Source organism: Pseudacidovorax sp. NFM-22 (assembly GCF_021401245.1).
GTDB lineage: Bacteria > Pseudomonadota > Gammaproteobacteria > Burkholderiales > Burkholderiaceae_C > Xenophilus.
The window spans coordinates 246,886-261,533 of sequence record NZ_JACBFY010000007.1; the positions used below are offsets into that span (position 1 = coordinate 246,886).

General features: G+C 72.5%; 13 protein-coding genes. 8 read left to right on the forward strand and 5 right to left on the reverse strand.

The genetic code is table 11. From position 1 onward, the window contains the following. Positions 1-112: 112 nt before the first annotated feature. From L0984_RS24065 to L0984_RS24090, 6 genes are all read left to right on the forward strand, one after another. Entirely contained in the window at positions 113-1,567 is a 1,455-nt protein-coding gene (locus tag L0984_RS24065) for an FAD-dependent oxidoreductase (protein WP_234196873.1), read from the forward strand. 70 nt (positions 1,568-1,637) lie between these two features. Further along, positions 1,638-2,483: an IclR family transcriptional regulator gene (locus tag L0984_RS24070; RefSeq protein ID WP_234196874.1), complete on the forward strand. Its 846-nt coding sequence runs from the start codon at positions 1,638-1,640 to the stop codon at positions 2,481-2,483. 58 nt (positions 2,484-2,541) lie between these two features. After that, positions 2,542-3,837: an aconitase X gene (locus tag L0984_RS24075; RefSeq protein WP_234196875.1), complete on the forward strand. Its 1,296-nt coding sequence runs from the start codon at positions 2,542-2,544 to the stop codon at positions 3,835-3,837. A 130-nt stretch (positions 3,838-3,967) separates the two neighbouring features. Continuing rightward, positions 3,968-4,447 (forward strand): aconitase X swivel domain-containing protein, encoded by a 480-nt coding sequence (locus L0984_RS24080; RefSeq protein ID WP_234196876.1) that lies wholly within the window; start codon positions 3,968-3,970, stop codon positions 4,445-4,447. Next, positions 4,444-6,156: a dihydroxy-acid dehydratase gene (gene ilvD / locus L0984_RS24085; RefSeq protein WP_234196877.1), complete on the forward strand. Its 1,713-nt coding sequence runs from the start codon at positions 4,444-4,446 to the stop codon at positions 6,154-6,156. The genes L0984_RS24080 and ilvD overlap by 4 nt, the downstream gene beginning before the upstream one ends. Before the next feature lie 99 nt (positions 6,157-6,255). Then, entirely contained in the window at positions 6,256-7,230 is a 975-nt protein-coding gene (locus L0984_RS24090) for a Bug family tripartite tricarboxylate transporter substrate binding protein (protein WP_234196878.1), read from the forward strand. Here L0984_RS24090 and L0984_RS24095 read toward each other — a convergent pair. Further along, the gene (locus L0984_RS24095; protein WP_234196879.1) at positions 7,217-8,152 is read right to left on the reverse strand and encodes a LysR family transcriptional regulator; all 936 of its coding nucleotides are present in this window, start codon (positions 8,150-8,152) and stop codon (positions 7,217-7,219) included. The genes L0984_RS24090 and L0984_RS24095 overlap by 14 nt on opposite strands. A 95-nt stretch (positions 8,153-8,247) precedes the next feature. Between L0984_RS24095 and L0984_RS24100 the strand changes: the two genes are divergently transcribed. Then, positions 8,248-9,774, forward strand: coding sequence for an MFS transporter (locus tag L0984_RS24100; RefSeq protein WP_234196880.1), 1,527 nt, complete (start codon positions 8,248-8,250; stop codon positions 9,772-9,774). Between the two features lie 6 nt (positions 9,775-9,780). Here L0984_RS24100 and L0984_RS24105 read toward each other — a convergent pair whose 3' ends face one another. From L0984_RS24105 to L0984_RS24120, 4 genes are all read right to left on the reverse strand, one after another. After that, positions 9,781-10,659 (reverse strand): EAL domain-containing protein, encoded by an 879-nt coding sequence (locus tag L0984_RS24105; RefSeq protein WP_234196881.1) that lies wholly within the window; start codon positions 10,657-10,659, stop codon positions 9,781-9,783. 4 nt (positions 10,660-10,663) lie between these two features. Next, positions 10,664-11,410 (reverse strand): Crp/Fnr family transcriptional regulator, encoded by a 747-nt coding sequence (locus L0984_RS24110; protein ID WP_017760111.1) that lies wholly within the window; start codon positions 11,408-11,410, stop codon positions 10,664-10,666. 161 nt (positions 11,411-11,571) lie between these two features. Then, on the reverse strand, positions 11,572-12,288 hold the full coding sequence (locus L0984_RS24115; protein ID WP_234196882.1) for a hypothetical protein: 717 nt from the start codon (positions 12,286-12,288) through the stop codon (positions 11,572-11,574). Between the two features lie 10 nt (positions 12,289-12,298). Beyond that, the gene (locus L0984_RS24120) at positions 12,299-13,624 is read right to left on the reverse strand and encodes an EAL domain-containing protein (protein WP_234196883.1); all 1,326 of its coding nucleotides are present in this window, start codon (positions 13,622-13,624) and stop codon (positions 12,299-12,301) included. Positions 13,625-13,887: 263 nt separating this feature from the next. Here L0984_RS24120 and L0984_RS24125 point away from each other — a divergent pair, with 263 nt between their 5' ends. Next, positions 13,888-14,634, forward strand: a complete 747-nt coding sequence (locus tag L0984_RS24125; protein WP_234196884.1) for a GntR family transcriptional regulator — start codon at positions 13,888-13,890, stop codon at positions 14,632-14,634. Positions 14,635-14,648 lie beyond the last annotated feature (14 nt).

Here is a 14,648-nt window from a genome sequence, read left to right on the forward strand (position 1 = left end):
ATCTTTCCGATAACCGGCATTTCACGACCGTGTTAACCCTTGATTCGGCGTCATTTGATTGACTTTATGGACCTCATGTCCAAAAAATGAATCCACTTTGAACGACGCCGCCATGAAAACCATCGTCCGCTCCGACGAGCGCATCCTCAGCTCCGACATCTTCGACCGCGATGCCCGCGTGGCCCGGCCCGACCATGGCTTCTGGGACGAGCCCGGCCGCCGGGTGCCCATCTACCACCGCTGCGGCGTGCTGGTGGTGGGGGGCGGCCCGTCGGGCACCGCTGCCGCGGCGGCGGCGGCGCGGGCGGGTGCCGACGTGGCCCTGCTGGAGCGCTACAACCACCTGGGTGGCCTCTCGACCGGCGGCCTGGTGATCTGGATCGACCGCATGACCGACTGGCAGGGCCAGCCGGTAATCCGCGGCTTTGCCGAAGAGCTGTTCGACCGCCTGCCGGCCGATGCCGTGGCCGGCCCGGCCCGCGAGGACTGGGGCTCGCAGGATCCGGCCAAGGCGGCCCACTGGTCGCAGCGCACGGCGGCCTACCACGGCGTCGTGACCTGGTCGCCGACGGTGGACCCCGAGCGGCTCAAGCTGCTGAGCCAGGAGATCGTGCTGGAGCGCCAGGTCAAGCTCATCTACCACTCCTGGGCCGCTGTGCCCATCGTGCAGGACGGCCAGGTGCGCGGCGTGGTGTTCGAAAGCAAGGAAGGCCGCATGGCCATCATGGCCGACGTGGTGGTGGACGCCACCGGCGACGGCGACCTCTTCGCGCGGGCCGGCGCTGCCTTCGTCAACGACATCGAAGAGGCCGACGTGCACCACTGCATGAACACGTCCTGGCTCTTCGGCGGCGTGGACATGAAGCGCTGGATCGACTTCAAGGCCGGCCAGCCCGAGGCCTTCTCGCAGTTCATGGCGCAGGGGCGCGAAGCCATCGGCCTGTTCGAGCGGCCCTTCGTCTCCTGGCGCGACGACATCGCCCTCTTCATGGGCCCGCGGCAGACCGGCTATTCGGCGCTGGATGTGGACGACCTGACGGCCGTGGAGGTGCGCTCGCACCGCGCCATGGCCGCGCACCTGGACTTCTTCCGCGCCCATGCGCCCGGCTTCGAGAACGCCTACCTGATGCTGAGCGCGCCGCAGATCGGCGTGCGCCACGCGCGCCGGCTGGTGGGTACCGGCGCCGTGCTGCGCAGCCAGTGGCCGGACGGTGTGCCGCTGGCGGACGAGATCGGCGTCTCGCCCGCCGTCTCGCCCAAGTTCCCCAACATCTCCATTCCCTACGGCGCGCTGGTGCCGCAGTCGCTGGACGGGCTGCTGGCCTGCGGGCGCCACATCTCCTGCGACCGCAACTCGCATGGCTTCATGCGCGAGATCCCGCAATGCTGGATCACCGGGCAGGCCGCGGGCGTGGCAGCGGCACTGGCCTCGCGCGGCGGCATCGCTCCGCGTGAGGTGGACATCGGCGCCCTGCAATCGGCGCTGATCGCGCAGGGCGTGTACCTGCGCCCCGGCGCCACCGGCAATGCGGCGGCGCCGGCGGGCGAGCCGGCCACGACCGCCTGAACCGGGGCGGCCCGCGCGCATGACGATCTACAGTGGCCGGTCCTCCTCAGCCGCATCCGCATCCCTGCCCATGACGCCCTCCGACAAGGCCGCCGTGCCCGATTCCTCCGACCTGCGTGCCGAGCGCGGCGACACCGTCAGCGCGCTGGAGCGCGGCCTTTCGCTGCTGCGCTGCTTCAGCGAAGACCGGCCCGTGCTGGGCCATGCCGAGATGGCGCGCATGACCGGCATCCCCCGCCCCACGGTCAACCGGCTGGTGGCCACGCTGCTGGCCAACGGCATGCTCAAGCCGGCGGCCGTGGCCGACCGCTTCATGCTGGGGCCCGGCGTGGTGTCGCTTGCGCGTGTCTTCCTGGGCAGCCTGGACGTGCGCGCCGTGGCCCGGCCGCACATGCAGGCGCTGGCCGAAGAAGGCGGCGCCTCGGTCTACCTGGCGGTGCGCGACGGCATGGAGATGGTGCTGATCGAGGCCTGCCGGCCGCGCTCGTCCATGCTCTCGCCGCGGCTGGACGTGGGCTCCCGCGCGCCCCTGCCCAACTCGGCGCTGGGCCGTGCCTACCTGGCGGCGCTGACGCCCGCGGCGCGGGAGCAGCTGATCGATTCCATGCGGCTGCTGCGCGGCCCCGAGTGGGACGCCATTGCGCAGCCGCTGCAGCGCGCCCTCACGCAGGCCTCGCGCACCGGCTGGACGCTGTCGCTGGGCGAGTTCCACCGCGAGATCAACTCGGTGTCGGTGCCGCTCATCGGCCCGGGCGACGAGGTGATGGCGCTCAATGCCGGCGGCGCCGCCTTCGTCTTCACCGAGGAGCGGCTGCGCGAAGAGGTCGGCCCGCGCCTGCGCGAACTGGCCCGCCAGATCGCCCGCGAGATCGGCGGGCGGCTGCCGCTGGAGGCGGACGCGGCGTCGTCGCCCTGACAGCCTGCGCACCCCACCACCGCACAACGACAAAAGACCCGAGACAAGGACCCGCCCCATGCACCTGAGCGACGAAGAGAAGGCCATGTACGACGGCCGCGACGGCCCGGCCGTGCAGAAGGCCATGGACCTGCTCGTGCGCTATGGCGAGGCGCTGGGGGCCGAGCGCCTGGTGGAGACGCGCAACGTCTGCGCCACCATCACCTCCACCACGCCCTTCCAGCGGGACTTTGCGCAGACGCGCGGCGGCATGGATGCGGTGTTCTCCGAATTCAGCCTGGACAGCCAGGAGGTGGTGCCGATCCCGAAGTTCAAGGTCTTCACCAGCCACCTGCAGCTGGGCTTCGACCCCGGCCAGCCCGAGCGCATGGGCATCGACACCCAGACCCTGCAGTTCTACGAGCGCAGCGAGCGCCATGCGGCCGGCCTGGGCGCGCAGATCATGAACACCTGCACGCCCTACCAGGTGGGCAACGTGCCCACCCGCGGCGAGCACTGCGCGTGGATGGAATCGTCGGCGGTCGTCTACTGCAACTCGGTGCTCGGCGCCCGCACCAACACCGAGGGCCGCGAAAGCTGCGGCGCGGCCATGCTCACCGCCCGCATCCCCGACTGGGGCTACCACCGCGACGAGAACCGCCACGCCACCCACCTCGTCGAGCTGGACGTGGACGTGGAGTCCGTGCAGGACTGGGGCCTGCTCGGCTACTTCATCGGCGAGCAGGTGCAAAGCGGCGTGCCCGTGGTGCACCGGCGCGGCCGCGATATCGGCCGCGCGCCCAATCTGCCGCGGCTCAAGCACTTCGGCGCCGCAGCCGCGTCCTCCGGCGGTGTGGAGCTGTTCCACCTGGTCGGCATCACGCCCGAGGCGCCGACGCTGGAACATGCGCTGGGCGGCAAGAAACCCGTCGAGGTGCTGCGCTACGGTCCGGCCGAGCGTCGCGCCGCCTACGAGCGGCTCAACACCACCGCGCGCGAGGCCGAGATCCAGTACGTGATGCTGGGCTGCCCGCACTACACCATCGAGCAGATCTGGGAAGCCGCGCAGCTGCTGGAAGGGCGCCGACTGCACCCCGACGTGCAGCTGTGGATCTTCACGCCCCGCGCCATCAAGGCGCTGGCGGATCGCAGCGGCCACACCCGCATCATCGAAGAAGCGGGCGGCGTGCTGATGACCGACAGCTGCTCGGCCATGAGCCGCGCCGTGCCGCCCGGCACCCGCGCCGTCGCGCTGGACTCGGCCAAGCAGGCGCACTACCTGCCGGCCATCCTGGGCGTGCAGGCGTGGTTCGGCAGCACGGCCGAGTGCATCGAAGCGGCGTGCACCGGCCGCTGGCAAGGCGGTCTGAAGTGAAACACCCCCCATGCCGCTTCGCGGCTCCCCCCTCCCTCGCGCCTTCGGCTTGGAGGGGGGCGCACCCGCAGGCCTGGCAAAGCCAGTTCCTGGGGTGCCCTGGCTTGGCCTGCTCCGCGGCCACTCGATCATGAGCAATCGTCCCGACACGGCACCGAACCCGGTCCCCGACTTCGTGCTGCACGGCCGCAAGGTGGTGGGCGGCGTGGTCGAGGCCGAGGCGCTGGTCACGCACGAGCGCATCTCGGGCTGGGGCGGCATCGATCCGCGCACGGGCACCGTCATCGAGATCGGCCACGCGCTGCGCGGCCAGAGCTTCGCCGGCAAGGTGCTGGTGTTCCCGGGCGCCAAGGGCTCCTCGGGCTGGTCGGCCATGTTCCACACGGCGCGACTGCTCAAGGCGGCGCCCGCGGCCTTCCTGTTCAACGAGATGACCACCAAGATGGCGCTGGGCGCCGTGGTCACCCACGCCCCCTCGCTCACCGACTTCGACCGCGATCCGCTGGCCTGCATCGAGACGGGCGACCGCGTGCGCGTCGATGCCGAGCGCGGCACGGTGGAAGTGTTCAAGCGGCCGCGTGCCGCCCACGATGGAGACCAGACTGCATGACCGAACGACGACGCCCGCTGCGCAGCAACTTCCCGCGCGGCTCCTACCTCTGGTCGGTGCGCAATGCGCACTGGCGCGCCCTCGGCATTCCCGAGGCCGATTGCGAGAAGCCCAAGATCGCCGTGGTCAACAGCTCGTCCGAGCTGGCCGCCTGCTTCAGCCACCTGGACCGCGTGGCCCAGGTGCTCAAGGACGCGATCCGCGCCGCCGGCGGCGTGCCCTTCGAGATCCGCACCGCGGCGCCCAGCGACTTCATCACCGGCGCCGGTGCGCGCGGCGCCTACATGCTGGCGGCGCGTGACCTGGTGACCAACGACATCGAGGTGGCCGTGGAAGGCGCCCAGCTCGACGGCATGGTCTGCCTGACCTCCTGCGACAAGACCGTGCCCGGCCAGCTGATGGCGGCGGCGCGGCTCAACATCCCGACGCTCATGGTGCCCTGCGGCTACCAGCCCAGCGGCGAGTGGCAGGGCAGGCATGTCGACATCGAGGACGTGTTCATCGGCGCCATGCATGCGGTGACCGGCAACCTGCCCGTCGACGACCTGGTGGGCATGAGCCGCGAGGCCATCCGCGGCCCCGGCGTGTGCTCGGGCATGGGCACGGCCAACTCCATGCACATCGTCTGCGAGGCGCTGGGCATGGCCCTGCCCGGCAGTGCACCCGTGGCGGCGCTCGGCGACAAGATGATGGCCGACGTGCGCGCCGCCGGCACCCGCATCGTCCACATGGTGTGGGACGACCTCAAGCCCCGCGACATCCTGGGGCCCGGCGCCTTCGCCAACGCGGTGCGCGCCGTGCTGGCGGTCGGCGGCTCGCTCAACTGCGCCAAGCACCTGCAGGCCGTGGCCACCGAAGGCGACTGCGGCGTGGACGTGTACGGCCTGTTCGACCAGCTCGGCCCGAAGACGCCGGTGCTGGCCGGCGTGCGCCCCGTGGGCGAGCAGACCATCGAGGCCTTCGAGGCCGCCGGCGGCTGTCGCGCGCTGATGAAACAGCTGGCACCGCTGCTGGACCTGGGCGCACTCACCGTCACCGGCGCCACGGTGGCCGACAACCTGCGCCATGCCGAGGTGGCCGACCCCGAGGTGATCCGCCACGTCGACCGGCCGGTCAGCGCCCATCCCGCCATCGTGCTGCTGCGCGGCAACCTGGCACCGGAGTCGGGCCTCATCAAGGCCGGCATCGGCGAGCGCAAGGTGCGGCGCTTCACGGGCCCCGCGCTGTGCTTCTGGAGCAGCGACGAGGCCATCGCCGCGCTGAAGGACGGCCGCATCCAGCCGGGCCAGGTGGTGGTGATGCGCGGCGCCGGCGTGCGCGGCGGGCCGGCCATGGGCGGGGGCGCCTCGCGCGTGGTCTTCGCCATCGACGGCGCGGGCCTGGGCGACCAGGTGGCGCTGCTGACCGACGGGCATCTCTCGGGCCTGGTGTGCAAGGGCCTGGTCGTGGCCGAGGTGGCGCCCGAGGCGGCCCTCGGCGGCCCCCTGGGCCTGGTGCGCGACGGCGACCTCGTCACCATCGACCTGGACGAGCGGCGGCTGGCCGTGGACCTCACCGACGCTGAACTCCAGCAGCGGCGCGACACCTGGCAACCACCGCCGCCGCAGCATGACCGCGGCTGGCTGCAGCAGTACCGCCGCATGGTGGGCCCGCTGCCGCACGGCGCGGTGATGGTGCGCAGCGAAGCGCCCATCGCGCCCGGCCGCTGAAGGCCGGCGCCTTCTTCTCTGTCTCCCCTGTTTCAGGCCGCCGGTCGATGGTGGCCAGGGCGCCCGTGCGCGCCTTCTTGACGACGAAAGGAATCGACGATGCGACGCAGAACCTTGCTGGGCGCCAGCGGCGCGCTGGCCGCCCTGTCCCTGGGCACCACCGCCACCCAGGCCGCCACCGACGGCTATCCCAACCGGCCGTTGCGGCTGCTGGTCGGCTTCTCGCCGGGCGGGGGGGCTGACTCGCTCACCCGCGTGATCGCCGAAGGCCTGGGCCGCGAACTGGGCCAGCAGGTGGTGGTGGACAACCGCCCCGGCGCCGACGGCGTGATCGCCGCGCAGGCCGTCTCGGCGGCGGCGCCGGACGGCTACACGCTGCTCATGGGCACCAATACCGCGATGGTGGCGGCCCCCACGGTGCGCCCCAAGCCACCCTACGACCCTTTCAAGGCCTTCACGCCCATCAGCTCGGCCGGGCAGTTCTCGATGTTCCTGGTGGTGCCGGCGAGCCTGCCCGTGCGCAGCGTGGACGAGCTGCTGGCCTGGATCGACAGCGGCAAGGGCGCGCCCTACAACTCGGCCTCCAGCAACAGTGCGTCGGAGCTGGCCATGCTGCAGCTGCTGGGCAAGCGGCCGGTGGTCAACGCGCGCTACAAGGGCGACTCGCAGGCCATGACCGACCTGCTGGGCGGCCAGGTGCAGATGATGTTCACCACCGGCACGCTGGCGCCCGGCTTCGTCAAGGAGGGCCGCATCCGCGCGCTGGTGACCCTGCTGCCCAAGCGCAGCGAGCTGCTGCCCCAGGTGCCCACCGCCACCGAGCTGGGCCTGGGCAAGCTCACCATCACGCCCTGGGCGGGATTCTTCGGGCCGCCGGGGCTGCCGCCAGCGCTCACGCAGCGCCTGTCCGAAGCGCTGCAGCGCACGCTGGCCCAGCCGGGGGTACGCGCCCAGCTGGCCGAACAGGCCTTCGACGGGCATGGCATGTCGCCCGAGCAGTTCGCCCGCTTCTTCCGGGTGCAGTACGACGCCTTCGGCGAGACGCTGCGGTCCAGCGGCATCAAGTTCGAGTAGCCGGCGTCGCGGGCGGCGGCACCGTGCTGCGCCCGTCGTGGAACACGCGCGTCACGCAGGTACGCAGCCATTGGTGCGCCTCGTCACCCTCGTGGCGCGGATGCCAGGCCATGCGCGTGGGCTCGGTCTGCACCGCCACCGGCAGCTTGAACAAGGCGAGGCCCAGCGGCTCGGCCATCTTGCGGGCGGTGCGGGTGGAGGCGGTGGCCACCAAGTCGGAGCGCGAGGCGGCGATCAGGGCCGTGAAGGTGCTGGGCACCAGCAGGGCCACGTCGCGCGTCAGCCCCGCCTCGGCCAATGCGCGGTCCACGGAGGCGGGCTCGCCCGCGCGGGGCGAGGTGTCGACGTGGCGGGCGCCGGCGTAGCGCGCCAGCGTCATGCGGCCCTTGAGCAGCGGATGACCGGCGCGCGCCGCGCCCATCAGCGGCTGCGCGGCCAGCAGCACGGCCTGGGCGCGGGTGTCGGCCCGGCGCACGGCGCCGATCTCCAGGTCGATGCGGCCTTCGCGCAGGGCCCCCGGGTCGAGGGGTGCTTCGGGCAGCCACTGCAGGCTGGCGTGCGGCATGCGCTCGGCCAGCGCCTGCGCGATCACGACGCCATAGGCCACGGCCCAGCCCTCGGGCGCGCGCACGACGAAGCGGCGCGGCTGGGCCTGCCAGTCCTGTCCTGCCGTGGCGCGCAGCGCCTGGGCCTGGGCCAGCAGCTGGCGCACCGGCTCCGCCAGCGCCAGGGCGCGCGGGGTAGGCACCAGCCGGCGGCCCGCACGCACGAGGATCGGGTCCTCGAACACCTCGCGGATGCGCGCCAGGGTGTGGCTCATGGCGGGCGTGCTCAGGTGCATGCGGGTCGCGGCGGCCGTGACGCTGCCCGTGGCCAGCAGGGCGTCAAGGGCAGCCAGCAGGTTGAGGTCGTACTGTTTCATCGGGCGAAACCATCGATTTCGGACATTGCACTGTACGGAATCGACGAGCATCCGGACACTGCGGCGCATCGCCCATTCCCCGAGCTTCTCCCGCCATGCCGCCGCCCCTTGCCGTGCCGTCGCCCTCGTCCGACTTCCCGCCCGCCCGCCAGCAGCGCATCGCCTTCGCGATGCTCATGCTCACCCTGGCCATGGCGGCGCTGGACCAGACCATCCTGTCCACCGCGCTGCCGGTGATGGCACGTGAGCTGCCCGGGCGATGGCCGCTCGCCTGGGCCTTCTCCTCGTACCTGCTGGCCGCCACGGTGGTCATCACGCTCTATGGGCGCCTGGCGGACCTGCTGGGCACCCGGCGCGTGCTGCTGTGGGCGCTGGGGCTGTTCCTGCTCGGTTCGCTGGCGTGCGGCGCCAGCCGCAGCGTGGCCCAGCTCGTGCTGGCGCGCGCCGTCCAGGGCGCGGGCGGTGGGGGCCTGATGACGCTGGCCATGCTCAGCGTGGCCAGCCTCTTTCCGCTGGAGCAGCGGCCCCGCTTCCAGTCGCTGCTCGGGGCGGCCTACGGCATCGCGACGCTGTTCGGTCCGCTGCTGGGCGGCACGCTGGTGGAGCACCTGACCTGGCACTGGGCCTTCTGGCTCAACGTGCCGCTGGCCTTGCTGGCCGCGGGCCTCCTGGCCATGACGCTGCCGGCCGGGCGTCGGCATGGCGCGGCCGACGCGCGCATCGACTGGCCGGGCGGTGCGCTGCTGGCCGGTGCGCTGGTGCTGCTGTTGCTGGCCACGCAGCGCGGGCGGCTGGGCCTGCCGGCGGCGCTGGGGCTGGGCCCGCTGCTGGCGGGCGGGCTGGCGTTGGCCGCGCTCTTCCTGTGGCGGCAGCAACGGGCCGCGCATCCGCTCCTGCCGCTGTCGCTCTTTGCGCCCGCGGCCTACCGGGCCGCGAGCCTGATGGCCATGGCCTCGGGGGTGGCGCTGTACGCCGCGGTGGCCCTGCTGCCGCCCTACCTGCAGGACCGCCTGCGCCTGTCGCCCACCGGATCGGCCTGGCACCTGCTGCCGCTGATGGCTGGCGTCACCTTCGCCGCCATCGGCAGCGGACGCCTTCTGCGTGCCCGCCGCTCGCCTGTCACCGTGGCCCGCGCGGCCTGCGCGTCGATGGTGCTGGGCTTCGTGCTGCTGGCGGGTGCCCTGCAGTGGTGGCCGACGCAGCCGCTGGCGCTGTCGCTCGGCCTGCTGCCGCTGGGCATCGGCCTGGGGCTGGTCTTTCCGGTGGTGACGGTGGTGTCGCAGCGGTCCTCGCCCGTGCAGCACCTCGGCATTGCGACGGCCGTGCCCGTGATGCTGCGCAGCCTGGGCGGCGCGGGCGGCGTGGCCCTGCTTGCGGCGCTGCTGGTGCACATGGTGGAGGCGGAGATGGCCACGGCCATGGCGGCGGCTGCACCGGCCGGGCTCGCATCGCCGGCCGTGGCGCAGGCGCTGACCGGGGCCCATGGGTACGGGCTGCGGTCCGTCTTCCTGATCGCCGGGCTGGCGGTGCTGGGCGCCGGACTGTGCACCCGCTGGCTGCCCGTGCGGCTGACGCCTGCAGCCGACGGCGCGGGCAGGCCCGCCGCCCGCCCCGCGGCCTGATGGCGTTCAGCCAATGAGCGCCGAAGGCGCGGCCCCGTGCGGCGCCGGCGCGTCCGCCGCCCGCATGCGCCCCCGCACCCACAGCGAAAGCTGGGCCGGGGGCAGCGCGGGGCTGAACACGTAGCCCTGCAGCTCGTCGCAGCCCAGGCGCACCAGCGCCTCGCACTGGGCCTGGGTCTCGACGCCCTCGGCCACCAGCCGCATGCCCAGCGCATGGGCCAGGTCGACCGCGGCCTTGACCACGATCTGCACGGCCGGGTCGGCCGCCACGTTCTGCACGAAGTAGGCGTCGATCTTCAGCTCGTTCGCCGGCACGCGCCACAGCCGGCTGAGCGAGGAATAGCCCGAGCCGAAGTCGTCGATCGACAGGCCGAAGCCGCGCTGGCGCAGCACGCGGAAGAAGTCGTCGGCCGCGCCGCTGGCGGCCAGCGACCAGCTTTCGGTGATCTCGAAGCTCAGCTGGTCGGGCTGCAGTCCATGCTCGCGCATCTGCTCGTCGAAGTAGTCGGCCAGCGAGGGACTGTCCAGCTGCAGCGGCGACAGGTTGATGGAGGCAGCGATGCGAAGCCCTTCCGTCCGCTGCCAGTCGGCCAGCTGCCGGCACACGGTGCGCACCACCCAGCGGCCCAGTTGCACGATCAGCCGGTGGCGCTCGCAGAAGGCGATCAGGTCCTCCGGCGACACCCAGCCCACGCGGGGATGGTGCCAGCGCACCAGGGCCTCCACGCCGCTGAGCCGGCCGTCGCAGGCATGCAGCTTGGGCTGGTAGTGCACCTCCAGCTCCTCGCGCTGCAGCGCCTGGGCCAGATCCGCCTGCCATCCGCCCACGGGCCGGACCTGCCGGCGGCGACCGGACTGCAGACCAGGGTGGAAGGCGTCGGGCATGGGATCAAAAACGCGACCCGAAGTCGATCGGGAAATCCTTGTCCGGATGGTCCGGCGCGCGCGACGGCGGCGCCAGCTCGTCCGGGCCCAGCGGCGCATGGAAGTCGGTGTTGAAGGCAAGGTCGTCGCGCACATGCACGGCGTCGCCGTCGCGCTGGACCACGCCGCGCTCCTCCAGCTCCTTGAGCACCTTGTTGACCATGGGCCGCGACAGCCCGGCGTAGGAGGCGATCACGCCCTGCGAGATGCGCCGGTCGAAGGCATGGTCGCCCTCGGGCGCCAGCTGCGTGAGCTCCTGCAGCACGCGGCCGACCAGGTGCTCGGCCGACATGGTGGTGCGGCGGCGGATCTGCTTGCGCAGCGCCAGCATCTGCCTGCACTGCATCTGCATCAGCACCAGCGGCACGCTGGGGTAGCTCTCGCACAGGCGCCGCAGGGTCCACAGCGGCATCACGTAGACCGACGAGGGCAGGGCGGCGATCAGGCTCAGGTCGGACGGCTGCTTCGGCCCATCCAGGGGCGCGCCCAGGTGCAGGTCGTCGGGGCTGAGGAAGTTGGTGGTGACGGTCGCGTCGTTGGGGCCGGGCACCACCACGCGCAGCAGGCCCGAGCCCACGCAGTACAGGGCGTCGATGTCGTCGCCCACGTTCAGGACGACCTCGTTGCGGCGGAAGTTGCGCAGCTCGATCAGCCGCACCAGCGCCTCGCGCGCACGGGGCGGTACCGACGAAAGCAGAGGGTGGATGTACATCAGTCGTCTCCTGCACGAGGCCACGGCCCGCGCAGCAGCTTCACGTCAAACCGGATTTCGGGGAAGAGGTGCCCGGCGGGCGCCCAGCGTCGCTGGCTGCCGGCCACACAAGCACCTTTCAGGCCGCACGGGCGCGGTGCGCCCCAGTGGCGCACGGATCTTCAGAGCGACGGGGCCGCCGAACGCAGCCAGCGGCCGCTGCCTGGCGGGCGGCCCGGCGGCCGGGTGCCCACGCCACCGAACTGGTAGCCCCCGCCCACGGCGCGCAGTGGCAGATGGCCGCCGGCGATGCGCGCGCGGCCGCGCAGGCTGCGCACCACCTGGTCGATGGCGGCGACGTCGTCGGCGAGCTGGTAGGCCGCAAAGATGGCCTGCATCGCCCCACGGCCGAGGCGGTGGCCGCGCGTGAGGGCCAGCGACATCATCAGCAGCCGCTCCTCGCTGTTGAGCGGCATGCGCAGGCCGGCGCCGGGCAGCACCAGCGTCCAGCCCTCGTCGACCAGCCGGTGGTCGGCGAAGTTCAGGCCGGCCGCGGATGCGCCCGGGGATTCGAGTTGCTCCAGCAGCGGCGCCAAGGCGGGCTCCGCCGAGGCGGCGGCGACGCGGGAGTGGCGGCTCGCCTGCTCGGCAATGGCCTGCTCCAGCATCCGGTACTGGTGCTGGAGCATGAGATCCAGGCTTTCGCCCTCGTGGCAGGCGCCGTCGGCCGCGGCACCGCAGGTGCAGGCGCTGCGGGCGGCGGGCGCCTCCTTCGGGCCGCGCTCGCGCAGGCCGGCCCAGGGAGAGACCGTCCCCGGCAGCGGCGTGGGCGTACGGACGGGGGTCATCAACGGCGGGCGCGTCTCGGGTCGCGCCCGAAGGCCGGCGAAGCTGCTCATGCGAATCTCCTCAATGCCAAAAATCGATGGGGGGCCGGGCCACCTCGGGCGCCGCCGCGGCGACCGCCAGCGGCGCCACGCGCCTCGCGGTGGGGCGGCCCAACGCCACTGCCTCGCGCCGGACGGGGCTGCGGGGCACCCCGCGGCCGCAGACCCACTGCGCGCCGGCAGCCCGGGCATGCGCCAGATCCTGTTCGCCGTCGACACCGGCGACGACGGTGTGGGGCACCAGCGCGCCACAGGTGCGCACCATGTCGCGAAGCTCCTGCCGGCCGGCCTCCGAATGGCGGGCACGCAGGATGCAGAGTTCGTCCAGCACCAGCATGTCGGGCCGGCAGGCCTGCAGGCCTTCGAGGCCGATGCTGTCGCTGCCGCTGCCGAAGCGCGAGACGGCGATGCGCACGCCGCGCTCGCGCAGCTTCTGGCAGAAGGCACGGGTGGATTCCAGCGCCGGCAGCGCGGCCCGGCCGCCGATCTCGAGCGTGAAGCGGCGCGCCATGGCCGGCCGCTGTGCCAGGGCATCGAACACGCTGGTCCAGTAGGCGTCGTCCAGCGCACTCAGCGGCGAGATGCGGCAGGACAGGTGCAGGCGGGTCATCCGGTCCAGCCGGGCGAGGGTGAGCAGCACCATCGTCCGGTCGAGGTGGCGCGTGAGGTTGAGCCGCTCCAGGGCCGGCACAAAGATGTCGCTGGACAGTGCCTGCATGCCTTCGGCCATCGGCACCAGGCAGGGTGTGCCCCGCAGGCACAGGCTGTCGCCGGGCGACTGGGCGTTGGCCACCTCCTGCCAGTCCAGCGCGACGCGGCTGGCGCCCAGCGCGCCGGCCAGTTCGCTCGCGGCCGACATGTCGGCGCGGAAGCGGTCGGCGGCCGCCTGCCAGCCACCGGCCGCGCTGGGGCTCGGGGTGGCGACGAAATGGGCGTAGGCGGACTCTTCCGGCGTCAGCATCCGCGCCTGGTCGCCTTCGATGTCGAGCCAGTCGGCATGCAGCGCGGGCAGGCAGGCCTGGCCGTCCACCGGGAAGGACTCGCGCCCGGCGCGGGCCAGCACGCGCTCCAGCGCGGTGGCATCGCCATCGATCCACAGCACCAGGCAATCGTCGGCCACGCGTTCGGCCCGCAGCGGGTGGCCGAGCCACTCGCGCACGCCATGGAGCAACTGGGCACTGAGGCTGGATGCCGCCACCGCGCCGTAAGCCTCGGCGATGGCGGCCGCGTTGGTGATCGAGAGAAAGGCCGCGCGCAGCGGCGGCGCGCTCCGGGCCGCGGCGCAGAAACCGCTTTCAGGATGAGGCGCGACAGCGCCGGCGGGCAGCGGGGCCTGCGTCAGCGCCACGGGCGGAGCGTCGTGCTCTGCACACGCGCCTCCATGCCCAATGCCGCGACTGCCCATGAACCGACTCCTTGACCTTGATGGGGCGGATCGTAGGCAGCGGGTTCCCGGGCCGCAGCCGAAACACAAGTGTTTCTGTAGCGTAGTTAACAAACGTAAATGAAGCCGGTCAGAAACAGGTCAGCGCCCGCGCCGGGCATGGCTGGTGGGAGGGCCAGACTTTGTTGACAATGCGCAGGTTGACCGCCTGAATTGATCCTCGTCCTGTGCCCCATCCTTCCGACCTCCTCGCCGACGCCGACTTTTCCCGCTGGGAGAAGGAGGTGGCGTTCCGGCTCTTTGCCGACGCATCCGGCCTCACGTTGACGGTGCCCGAACAGGTGGCGGCCCGGCTCGGTGACCGGATCCTTTCGGGCGAGCTGGCGCCGGGCGCCAGGGTGGGCGAGCAGGAGGTGGCCGACGAATTCGCCATCAGCCGCGGCCCGGTGCGCGAGGCGATCCGCATCCTGGAGCGCGAGGGCCTGATCCAGGTGCTGCCGCGCCGCGGCGCCATCGTGGCGGTGCTGACGGCGCAGGAGCTGCGGGAGCTGTTCGAGATCCGCGCCGGCCTGTTCGACGTGGTGGTGCGCAAGGTGGCGTCGCAGCGGCCGCCCGAGTTGCTGGCCCTCATGCGCGCCGGCGTGGCGCGGCTGGAGGCGCTGTCGACCACGCCCGAGGGCGGCGACGCCTACGCGGAGACGGTGCACCGTCTGCTGCAGCTGACGGCCCGCTTCGCCGGCAACGAGCGGCTGCGCCGCATGATCGCGGCGCTGTCGCTGCAGACGCTGCGCTACAGCAAGCTGGGCCTGGCCTCGGTGGAGCGGCGGCAGCAGTCGGTGCAGTTGTGGATCGAGGCGCGCGACGCGCTGGAGCAGGGCGACACGGCCCGCATGATGCAGCTGGCCCGCGCGCGCAGCGAGGCCTCGGCGGAAGAGGCGGCGCGGCGCCTCGAGGAACAGGCCGGCGGCGCGTAGCCCGCCGGGCGCCA

Bases quoted from the DNA above. Each gene is read 5' to 3' on its own strand.
- L0984_RS24065 (WP_234196873.1), top strand. From the start codon at position 113: ATGAAAACCATCGTCCGCTCCGACGAGCGCATCCTCAGCTCCGACATC.
- L0984_RS24070 (WP_234196874.1), top strand. From the start codon at position 1,638: ATGACGCCCTCCGACAAGGCCGCCGTGCCCGATTCCTCCGACCTGCGT.
- L0984_RS24075 (WP_234196875.1), top strand. From the start codon at position 2,542: ATGCACCTGAGCGACGAAGAGAAGGCCATGTACGACGGCCGCGACGGC.
- L0984_RS24080 (WP_234196876.1), top strand. From the start codon at position 3,968: ATGAGCAATCGTCCCGACACGGCACCGAACCCGGTCCCCGACTTCGTG.
- ilvD (WP_234196877.1), top strand. From the start codon at position 4,444: ATGACCGAACGACGACGCCCGCTGCGCAGCAACTTCCCGCGCGGCTCC.
- L0984_RS24090 (WP_234196878.1), top strand. From the start codon at position 6,256: ATGCGACGCAGAACCTTGCTGGGCGCCAGCGGCGCGCTGGCCGCCCTG.
- L0984_RS24095 (WP_234196879.1), bottom strand. From the start codon at position 8,152: ATGAAACAGTACGACCTCAACCTGCTGGCTGCCCTTGACGCCCTGCTG.
- L0984_RS24100 (WP_234196880.1), top strand. From the start codon at position 8,248: ATGCCGCCGCCCCTTGCCGTGCCGTCGCCCTCGTCCGACTTCCCGCCC.
- L0984_RS24105 (WP_234196881.1), bottom strand. From the start codon at position 10,659: ATGCCCGACGCCTTCCACCCTGGTCTGCAGTCCGGTCGCCGCCGGCAG.
- L0984_RS24110 (WP_017760111.1), bottom strand. From the start codon at position 11,410: ATGTACATCCACCCTCTGCTTTCGTCGGTACCGCCCCGTGCGCGCGAG.
- L0984_RS24115 (WP_234196882.1), bottom strand. From the start codon at position 12,288: ATGAGCAGCTTCGCCGGCCTTCGGGCGCGACCCGAGACGCGCCCGCCG.